Origin of the sequence: Streptomyces sp. NPDC058457 (assembly GCF_042720695.1) — a bacterium.
In the GTDB taxonomy this organism is placed as follows: Bacteria; Actinomycetota; Actinomycetes; order Streptomycetales; family Streptomycetaceae; genus Streptomyces.
The window spans coordinates 1-9663 of record NZ_JBHXLU010000034.1 but is presented as its reverse complement, the minus strand read 5'-3'; the positions used below and the strand labels follow the sequence as shown (position 1 = coordinate 9663).

Genomic DNA, 9663 nt, shown 5'->3' with positions numbered 1-9663 from the left:
TGTGTTTTTCTTTTACACTCCGCCGGGCGGGTGGGCGGCCCGGGGTGGCGGCGGGGCTGCCCCCCCCCGGCCCGGGGCGGCCGCCGGTTCAGGCGGCCGTGACCGAGGGGGCTTGGCCGAGAGGTCGTGACCGGGTGGTCATGGCTCAGGCTGCCGTGACCTTCACCGGCTCGGTGCCCGCGTCGCTGTGCCGCTCGGCCCAGCTCTCCAGCGCGGTCCGGCAGGCGTGGTCGAGGTGGTGCAGCCCGGAGAGGTCCACCCGGATCGGGCGGTCCTGGGGCAGCGCCTCCAGACTGTCGAGGATCTTCGGCAGCCGCAGGAAGGTCGCGTTGCCCGACAGATAGGCGTCGACCGGCCCGGAGCCCTTGTCGACGACCTCCAGTTTCAGGTGCGAGGCCTCCCATGCCGTCTTGACGATCGACAGGGCGAGCCCGATCAGGACGCCCTCGAACATGCTCACCGCGACGATCGACACCGCCGTGACGACGAGGATGAGTGCCTCGCCCCGGTGCTCGCGCCACAGCACGGCCAGTGCCCGCACCGGGATCAGCTTGGCGCCCGAGTAGACCAGGATTCCGGCGAGCGCCGGGATCGGTATGCAGCCCAGTACTCCCGGCAGCAGGGCCGCGAACAGCAGCAGCCAGACGCCGTGCAGCACCCGGGACGCCTTGGTGCGGGCGCCCGCCTGGACGTTGGCCGCGCTGCGCACGATCACCGCGGTCATCGGCAGCGCGCCGAGCACCCCGCAGAGTGCGTTGCCCGCGCCCTGGGCGATCAGCTCCTGGTTGTACCTGGTGCGCGGACCGTCGTGCAGCCGGTCCACGGCCGCCGCGCTGAACAGCGACTCGGCGGACGCGATCAGCGTGAACGCGACGATCGTGCCGATCAGCCCGACGCTCGCCAGTTCGCCGAAGGCGCTCAGCGGCGGCGGCTGGACGGAACCCAGCAGCCCGTGCACCTCGACGGTGGCCACGGGAAGGCTCAGCGAGAAGGCGGCCAGGGTGGCGAGGCCGACGGCGGCCAGCGGTCCGGGGACCGTCCGCAGCTTCGCCGGGGCGTACTTCCACAGCACCAGGACCGCGATCGTGCCCGCGCCGAGGGCCAGCGAGGCCAGCGCCCCGCCGTCCCCGAGGGCGTCCAGAAACGCCCCGGGCAGCCCGGCGACCTTGCCGGGGCCCGATTCGGGGGCCTTGGCGGCGAGCGCCGGGTACAGCTGGCCGGCGATCAGCACCAGGCCGATTCCGGCCAGCATGCCCTCGACGACCGAGACCGAGATGGCCCGGAACCAGCGCCCCAGCTTCAGGACGCCCATGGTGATCTGCAGGACGCCGGTGGCCAGCACGATCACCCCGAGCAGCGGCAGCCCGAACTCCCGCACCGCCTCGAAGACGAGCACGGTCAGGCCGGCGGCCGGTCCCGACACCTGAAGGCTGCTGCCGCGCAGCATCCCGGTGACGAGACCGCCCACGATGCCGGTGACCAGGCCGAGTTCGGCCGGGACACCGGAGGCGACGGCCACGCCCACGCACAGCGGGAGCGCGACCAGGAAGACGACGAGAGAGGCGGCGAAGTCCTGCCGTATGTAAGGGATCTTGATGTGGGGGAACTTGGTCATCGCGACGCTCACAGGGTCTCGAACGCGTCGGTCTCGGCGCGGTGTTCGCGCACGGCACCGGTGTGGACCTCGTAGTACCAGCCGCGCAGGGTCAGTTCGCCCTCCGCCAGCTTCCTGTCGACGAACGGGTACGAGCGCAGTCGCAGCAACTGGGCGAGCACATGGCTCTGCACGCCCTCGGCCACGGCCGGATCCTCGACCGCCCCGGTCGGGCGTGGCTCGGCACTCGCCAGCCAGTCCCGGACGGCGGGTACGGCGGTCAGGTCGTCGCCGCGCACCAGCGCGCCGACCGCGCCGCAGTGCGAGTGCCCGCAGACGACGATGTCGCGGACGCCGAGCACCTCCACGGCGTACTCGATGGTGGCCGCCTCGCTGGTGGGGTGGACCGAGGCGTACGGCGGGACGATGTTGCCCGCGGTGCGCAGCTCGAAGAGCTCGCCCGGGCGGGCGCCGGTGATCAGGGCCGGGACGACCCGGGAATCGGAGCAGGTGATGAAGAGCACCTGCGGGGACTGGCCTTCGGCGAGTCCGGCGAACTCCTCAGGGCGCTGTCCGAACGTACGGGCGTTGTCGATGAGGGGCTGCATGGTGTGTTGACTCCTCCTGGCGCGCTACAGCGGCGCGTCGGGCTTGCACGACGGTTGTGTGGGGGAGAGAGAGCCGGGGCAGAGCCCGCCCGGTCAGCAGCGGAAGACCTGAAGCGTGGCCGGTGAGTGGGCTCTCGAAGCTCTTGACGTGCGGTGGTGCCTGGCTGTGGGAGGCGCCGAGGCGCGTATGGCCTCGGTGTGCCGCGCGGTGGGCGGACGGTCGTCCGCCCAGCCGGCGGTGGCGCTGCGATGACGGTCGGCGGTCGGCGGCGGGCCGGGGGGCTCGCCGCAGCGGCCGTGGTCGCGGAGGGTGTGCGAGCCGTCACGCACGGCCTTCGCCGAGGGCTGCGGCCCGGACTGGGCTTTGGCCTCGACGTGACTGAGGGTGTGCGCGGCTGCGAAGGTTGCCGTAGGCGCGAAGAACTGGACGGCGAGCAGGGCGGCGGCCAGGAGCGAGAGCACGGTCCGGGCCGTCGTACCTCGGAACATGAGCCCCCCTCGCGGCAGTTCACGCCTCTCGTGTGCACCAAGCACAGGTCAATGGTTGGTCAAGAAACACGTTAACCCTGCAAAGTTGTTTGCAGGGTTAACTCGGTGTTGCGAGCCGAAGAGAGCGTGAAAAGCGCCGGTGGTGTGGCCTGATCAGGCTCTTGACCTGAGGAGCTTGATCACATAAAAGCCGGTCGACAGGGCCTAGCCGGCGGCCACGAGCCCCTTGGCGTCCCTGGCCAGGGCGGTGAGCCGGGATATCGCGCGGAAGTACTTCTTCCGGTAGCCGCCGTTCAGCATCTCCTCGCTGAACAGCGTGTCGAAGGGCATCCCGGAGGCCAGGACCGGGACCTCGCGGTCGTAGAGCCGGTCCGCGAGGACCACGAGCCGCAGCGCGGTCGACTGGTCCGGCACCGGCCGGACGTCCGTCAGGCAGACGGCCGACACGCCGTCGGTCAGCGCGCCGTACCGGCTGGGGTGCACCTTGGCCAGGTGGTCCAGGAGGTGCGGGAAGTCGTCGAGCGAGGCGCCCGGGGTGGCGTACGCCGCCTTCGTCACCTGTTCGTCGGAGTACGGCGCCGGCGCCTCGGGCAGGCCGCGGTGGCGGTAGTCCTCGCCGTCGATGCGCAGGGCGCGGAAGTGGGCCGACAGACCCTGGATCTCGCGCAGGAAGTCGGCGGCCGCGAACCGGCCCTCGCCGAGCTTGCCGGGCAGGGTGTTGGAGGTGGCGGCGAGCGCGACGCCGGCGTCCACCAGCCGGCCGAGCAGCGTCGACACCAGGACGGTGTCGCCCGGGTCGTCCAGTTCGAACTCGTCGATGCACAGCAGGCGGTGGCCGGAGAGGGTCTGCACGGTCTGCTGGAAGCCGAGGGCGCCGACCAGGTTGGTCAGCTCCACGAAGGTGCCGAACGCCTTCAGTGCGGGCTCGGCCGGGGTGGCGTGCCAGAGCGAGGCGAGCAGATGGGTCTTGCCGACGCCGTACCCGCCGTCGAGATAGACCCCGCGCGGTCCGGCGGGCACCCTGGCCGCCTTGGCCTTCCCGAAGCCGAAGAGGCCGCGCCTGCCGCCGGCCACCGCGTGCGCCCCGCCGAGACCGCCGGCGAACTCCTCCAGAACCCGTACGGCCTCGGTCTGGCTCGGCTGGTTCGGGTCCGGGAGGTAGGTGGCGAAGCGGACCGAGTCGAAACGGGGCGGCGGCACCATCTCGGCGACCAGCCGGTCCGCGGGGACGTGCGGCGAACGGGCGCACAGCGACAGCGGGGCCACGTCGGCTATGGGGCTGACCTCGGATGCGGCGGGAGAAGACGACACGGTTACCCATGCTAGTTGCCGTGCCACACTGCACGACATGCGACGCCTGTTCCCTGTGACCGAACAAACACCAGCCCAGGCCTCCGGCGGTTCGGCCGAGGAGGCGGGGCTGGGCGGTGGGGTCGGTGCCTTCGGCGGTCCGGGCGAGGGGGCGGGGCCCGGGTACGGCGCCGGCGCCTCCGGCGGTCCGGCCGAAGGGACGGGGCCGGGGAGTGCTTCCGGCCCGGAAGGCGGAGAGGCGGACGGGGGCGGTCCGGCATTCGGCGGGGTGGGTGCTTCAGGTTCCGGTCTCGTCGATCGGGAGTGGACTCTTGCCGAGCTGGCCCTTGCCTATGCCTATCCCGAGTCCGCCGGGCGGGAGGTCTGGCTGCGGGCCAACATGGTGTCCACGCTCGACGGGGCCGGTCAGCACGACGGGCGGTCGCAGCCCATCTCCGGCGCGGCCGACATGCGGATCTTCGGCACCCTGCGAGGACTCGCGGACGTCGTCGTCGTGGGCGCGGAAACGGTACGGCAGGAGGAGTACCGGCCGGTACGCGAGCGGGCGGAGTTCGCCGCTGCCCGGGCCGCGGCGGGCCAGGCCAGGGTGGCCGCGGTCGCCGTCGTCACCGCGAGCCTCGACCTCGACTTCTCGCTCCCGCTGTTCACCTCGCCCCTCGTGCCCACGCTCGTCCTGACCGGCGCCGCGGCCGCCGCCGATCGTGTCGCCGCCGCCGAGGAGGCCGGTGCCCGGGTGGTGGCCGCCGGTGACGGCGCCGGCGTCGACCCCGCCCGCGCGGTCCGCGCCCTCGCCGGCCTCGGCCACACCCGGCTGCTCACCGAGGGCGGCCCCCGCCTGCTCGGGCAGTTCATCGCCGCGGGTGTCCTCGACGAGCTCTGCCTGACGATCTCCCCGATGCTCACGGCGGGCGACGCCCAGCGGATCGCCGGGGGGCCCGGTGTCGCCGTACCCAGGCGCTTCGAACTAGTGTCCCTCCTGGAAGAGGCCGGATTCCTGTTCGGTCGCTATCGCCGGTCCTGAAATCAGCGGAATAAACCGTTCCGCTTAGCTTCCGGCGGGCAAACTGAATCCGGCAGTACCCGTGCGATCACGGGGCAGGATGGTTTCCGCAGGGGTGCTGGGCCCCACGGAGGACAGAGGGTCGAAGCGACCCTCTAAGGAGAAGAGGCGCCTGGTGTTCACAAGCGTTCTGATGATCGAGAAGGCCCTGACGTCCGCCGACGTGGAGTTCGTCACCACCTTGCACGGGGACGAGCAGGTCGCCTTCCACGTGCTGCTCCAGCCGCGCGGCGACCAGGCGGACCGCCTGCTGCGGGCCATCGACGACATCGCACTCGGCGAACTCGACGAGGCCGCGCGCGAGCGGGAGACGCCGGAGGGCGATGCGGCGAAGGGGCCGGCCGAGCAGGCGCTGGACGTGTCCCTCACGGCCCTGCGGGCGGCGGGGAGCACGGCGGAGGGGCGGATGGTCGAGGACCACCCGCTGGACGCGCTGCGGAAGCTGGTGGAAGAGGTGGGCGCGGACGAGGTGATCGTGCTGACCGATCCGCACTATGTGGAGGAGTTCTTCCACCGGGACTGGGCGTCCCGGGCGCGGCACAAGGTGGGGGTGCCGGTGCTGAAGCTGTTCTCGCACAGCAAGGCGTAGGCGCCGTGGGGGTGCGGTGCGTCGGCGGGTGCGGCTTCGTCGTGGCTTGTCGCGCCCGCGCGGCGGTAGCCGCATATCGGTACAGCCCCGCGCCCCTTGGGTCGGCTGTCTCACGTCGGCTGTGATGTGCCGCTGGTCGCGTCCGTAGGTGGGTGTGCCCTGCGTCCCTTGCAAAGCGACCCGTGGTGCAGCACATAGGCTAGGTCTGCTTTCGCACACGTACCGTCTCTGGGAGAAACACATGGCACCCGGCCTTCCTTCCGCCATGGAGCGACCGCACTTCATCGGGATCGGCGGCGCCGGGATGTCGGGGATCGCCAAGATCCTCGCCCAGCGCGGGGCCGAGGTGGCGGGTAGTGACGCCAAGGAGTCGGAGACCGCCGAGGCGCTGCGGGCGCTCGGCGTCACCGTGCACATCGGGCACGCGGCCGGGCACCTCGCCGCCGACGCCAGCTGTGTCGTCGTGTCCTCGGCGATCCGGAAGGACAACCCCGAGCTGGCCCGCGCGGCCGAGCTGGGCATCCCGGTGGTGCACCGCTCGGACGCCCTCGCCGCCCTGATGGACGGCCTGCGTCCGATCGCGGTCGCCGGTACGCACGGCAAGACCACCACCACGTCCATGCTCGCGGTGTCCCTGACCGCGCTGGGCCGCAACCCTTCGTACGCCATCGGCGGCGACCTCGACGCCCCCGGCTCCAACGCCCTGCACGGCGAGGGGGAGATCTTCGTCGCCGAGGCCGACGAGTCGGACCGCAGCTTCCACAAGTACGCGCCCGAGGTCGCCATCGTCCTCAACGTGGAGCTCGACCACCACGCCAACTACGCCTCGATGGAAGAGATCTACGAGTCCTTCGAGACCTTCGCGGGCCGGATCGTGCCCGGCGGCACGCTGGTGGTCAACGCCGACCACGAGGGGGCGCGCGAACTGACCCGGCGGGTGGCGGGCAAGGCGCGGACGGTGACGTACGGCGAGGCCGCGGACGCCGACGTCCGGGTGCTGTCCGTCGTACCGCAGGGCCTGAAGAGCGAGGTCACCGTCGCGATGGACGGGGCCGAGCTGACGTTCACGGTGTCCGTGCCCGGGCGGCACTACGCGCACAACGCCGTCGCCGCGCTGGCCGCCGGAGTCGCCCTCGGGGTCCCGGCCGCCGAACTCGCACCCGCCCTGGCCGCGTACACCGGAGTGAAGCGGCGCCTCCAGCTCAAGGGCGAGGCGGCCGGTGTCCAGGTCATCGACTCCTACGCCCACCACCCGACCGAGATGACCGCCGACCTGGAGGCCATGCGCGCCGCGGGCGGGGACGCCCGGATCCTGGTCGTCTTCCAGCCGCACCTCTTCTCCCGGACCCAGGAGCTGGGCAAGGAGATGGGCGACGCGCTGGCCCTCGCGGACGCCTCGGTCGTCCTCGACATCTACCCGGCCCGCGAGGACCCGATCCCCGGTGTCACCAGCGAGCTGATCATCGAGGCGGCGCGGGGCGCGGGCGCCGACGTCACCGCCGTGCACGACAAGGACGAGGTTCCCGCCGTGGTCGCGGGAATGACGAAGCCCGGTGATCTGGTTCTCACCATGGGCGCGGGAGATGTGACCGACCTGGGCCCGAGGATCCTGGAACGCCTGGTGAAGTGAGGGGCTGAGAGTCATGTCGTACGACGTCGAGAAGCCGGAAGAGCAGTGGCGGGCGGAGCTGTCGCCGGCCGAGTACGCCGTGCTGCGCCAGGCGGCGACCGAGCCGGCCTTCAGGGGTGAGTACACCGACACCAAGACCAAGGGTGTGTACTCCTGTCGTGCCTGCGGTGCCGAGCTGTTCACCTCCGGCACGAAGTTCGAGTCCCACTGCGGGTGGCCGAGCTTCTACGACCCGAAGGACACCGACGCGGTCGAGCTGATCGAGGACCGCACCCACGGGATGGTCCGCACCGAGGTGCGCTGTGCGCGCTGCGGCTCGCACCTCGGGCACGTGTTCGAGGGTGAGGGGTATGCGACCCCCACCGACCAGCGGTACTGCATCAACTCCATCTCGCTCCGGCTGACCGCCGACGAGAGCTGAGACCGGGCGATCAACCGGGCGATCAGGAGAGCCGGACCGGGCTGGGCAGGAGTGCCCGGGACGGCACCGGTCGCCACCGGACGTCTCCGGCCGCGTCGCGTACGACGCGGCCGAAGGCCTGGTCGCCGAAGTGGAACGCGAAGGCGTAGGTGCGCGGCGCGAGAAGCTGGTCCAGGAGTGTCCTGCGGGCCTTCAGCACGCCTTCGACGTCCACGTCCGGTCCGGAGGGCCACTCGGGGTGGGTCAGCTGGGCGGGTGTGTGGAAGGCGTCCCCGAGGACCAGGATCCGCCTGTCGCGCGAGGCCGAGACCACGTATGTCGTGTGCCCGGGGCTGTGTCCCGGAGTGATCAGGGCGGTGACGCCCGGCCATACTTCGTCGCCGTCGTCGAACTCCCGCAGGACGCGGGACATCGGCACCATGAACCCGTCCCAGGACGGGGCTCCCACCTTGATCTCCCCCCGCCAGAACGGGCCCCATTCGGCGCCCGCCACGAGGTAGTCGGCGCACGGGAACGCCTTGTGCAGCTCCTGGTCGCGGTCCGGGACGAAGCCGACGCCGGTGTGGTCGGTGTGCAGGTGGGTGAAGGCCACGGTGTCGACGGACTCCGGGGACACCCGCAGCGCCCGCAGGGTCTTCAGCAGGGCGCCTCCTCGGGAGATGCCGAGCGCCGGTGACAGGACGTTGCCGCCGAGGCCCACGTCGACGAGCAGCCTGCGCGGGCCGCGTTCGACGAGAACACCCCCCGCCGACGCGGCGATCCGGCCGGAGCGGGTCAGCGCCTCCGGGTGCTCCTGCCAGTAGGCCGCGGGGACGGCGGGGAGGAAGCCCGTGGGGTCCAGTTCCATCGCCGCGTCGACGACATACGTGAGTCTGGTGTCTCCCAGCGTGAAGGAGCGGACGGCGGACTGGTCGTTCAGTGCACCGGTCCGGGGGCGGGCGGCGTGCGCCGGCGAGGCGTCCAGGAACGGTGCGGACAGCGCCGCCGTGGTCGCGAGCGCGCTGCGCAGCAGCCCGCGGCGCGGGAGGCCGGGGTCGTGGGGCATGGCGGAACTCCTGTGGTGGAGGGGGGAATCCGGCTTGTCGGACGGCCGTCGGTCAGCCGGTGTTTCGCAGGCCGGCGGCGACGCCGTTGACGGTGAGGAGGAGGGCGCGGGCGAGGAGTGGGTCGGCGGGTTCTCCGGCTGCGGCGGCGTCGCGTTGGCGCTTGAGGAGGGTGACCTGGAGGTAGGAGATGGGGTCGAGGTAGGCGTCGCGGATGGTGAAGGTCTGCTTGAGGACGGGGGTGGCGTCCAGCAGTTCGGTCTCGCCGGTGACCTTCAGGACTTCGGCGACGGTCAGTTCGTGTTCTTCGCGGATGGTGTCGAAGACGTGCTTGAGGTGGTCGGGGACGAGGGTGTCGACGTAGTGCTGGGCGATGCGCAGGTCGGTCTTGGCGAGGGTCATCTCGACGTTGGAGACGAAGTTGCGGAAGAAGTGCCACTGTTCGTGCATCTCGTCCAGGACCGTGTCCCCTTCATGCCGCAGGCCTGCTTCGCGCAGTGCCTTGAGGCCGGAGCCGACGCCGAACCAGCCGGGGACGATCTGGCGGGACTGGGTCCAGCCGAACACCCAGGGGATGGCGCGCAGGCCGTCGAGCGAGACGCCGGAGCCGGGGCGGCGGGAGGGCCTCGAGCCCAGGTGCAGGTCGGCGAGCTGGTCCACCGGTGTCGACGCGAGGAAGTACGTCGGCAGGTCGGGGTCCTCGACCAGGCGGCGGTAGGCGGCGTGGGCGGCGTCGGAGACCACGTCCATCGCGGCGTCCCAGCGGGCCAGCGCCTCCACGGACTGGCGGGGGGCGGTGTGCAGGGCGGAGGCCTGCAGGGTGGCGGCGAGGGTCAGTTCCAGGTTCTCGCGGGCCAGGGAGGGGATGAGGTACTTGTCGGAGATGACCTCGCCCTGTTCGGTGACCTTGATCTCGCC

10 protein-coding genes are annotated in these 9663 nt (G+C 71.6%); 4 read left to right on the top strand and 6 right to left on the bottom strand.

Annotation, left to right across the window (positions count from 1 at the left end; translation table 11 throughout):
- Positions 1-145: 145 nt before the first annotated feature.
- The 4 genes from ACFWPS_RS25635 to zapE all read right to left on the bottom strand — a co-directional run bounded on the left by ACFWPS_RS25635 (position 146) and on the right by zapE (position 4002).
- The gene (locus ACFWPS_RS25635) at positions 146-1615 is read right to left on the bottom strand and encodes a SulP family inorganic anion transporter (RefSeq protein WP_383708504.1); all 1470 of its coding nucleotides are present in this window, start codon (positions 1613-1615) and stop codon (positions 146-148) included.
- 8 nt (positions 1616-1623) lie between these two features.
- On the bottom strand, positions 1624-2202 hold the full coding sequence (locus tag ACFWPS_RS25630; RefSeq protein ID WP_383708503.1) for a carbonic anhydrase: 579 nt from the start codon (positions 2200-2202) through the stop codon (positions 1624-1626).
- A 93-nt stretch (positions 2203-2295) separates the two neighbouring features.
- Positions 2296-2691, bottom strand: coding sequence for a hypothetical protein (locus ACFWPS_RS25625; RefSeq protein ID WP_383708502.1), 396 nt, complete (start codon positions 2689-2691; stop codon positions 2296-2298).
- Positions 2692-2895: 204 nt separating this feature from the next.
- Positions 2896-4002, bottom strand: a complete 1107-nt coding sequence (gene zapE / locus ACFWPS_RS25620) for a cell division protein ZapE (protein WP_383708501.1) — start codon at positions 4000-4002, stop codon at positions 2896-2898.
- A 268-nt stretch (positions 4003-4270) separates the two neighbouring features.
- Between zapE and ACFWPS_RS25615 the strand changes: the two genes are divergently transcribed.
- The 4 genes from ACFWPS_RS25615 (at position 4271) to msrB (ending at position 7702) form a co-directional block, all read left to right on the top strand.
- Positions 4271-5023, top strand: coding sequence for a pyrimidine reductase family protein (locus ACFWPS_RS25615; RefSeq protein ID WP_383708569.1), 753 nt, complete (start codon positions 4271-4273; stop codon positions 5021-5023).
- A gap of 154 nt (positions 5024-5177) precedes the next feature.
- Positions 5178-5651, top strand: coding sequence for an indole-3-glycerol phosphate synthase (locus tag ACFWPS_RS25610; protein WP_089104693.1), 474 nt, complete (start codon positions 5178-5180; stop codon positions 5649-5651).
- A 241-nt stretch (positions 5652-5892) separates the two neighbouring features.
- A complete protein-coding gene (gene murC / locus ACFWPS_RS25605) occupies positions 5893-7281 on the top strand; it encodes a UDP-N-acetylmuramate--L-alanine ligase (protein WP_383708500.1) in 1389 nt (462 codons plus the stop codon).
- Positions 7282-7294: 13 nt separating this feature from the next.
- Entirely contained in the window at positions 7295-7702 is a 408-nt protein-coding gene (msrB, locus tag ACFWPS_RS25600; protein ID WP_383708499.1) for a peptide-methionine (R)-S-oxide reductase MsrB, read from the top strand.
- A 22-nt stretch (positions 7703-7724) separates the two neighbouring features.
- Here the strand turns inward: msrB and ACFWPS_RS25595 are convergent, their stop codons facing one another.
- Positions 7725-8747, bottom strand: coding sequence for an MBL fold metallo-hydrolase (locus tag ACFWPS_RS25595; RefSeq protein ID WP_383708498.1), 1023 nt, complete (start codon positions 8745-8747; stop codon positions 7725-7727).
- A gap of 52 nt (positions 8748-8799) precedes the next feature.
- Positions 8800-9663: phosphoenolpyruvate carboxylase (locus ACFWPS_RS25590; protein ID WP_383708497.1), on the bottom strand; the 864-nt coding region annotated here is incomplete at its 5' end.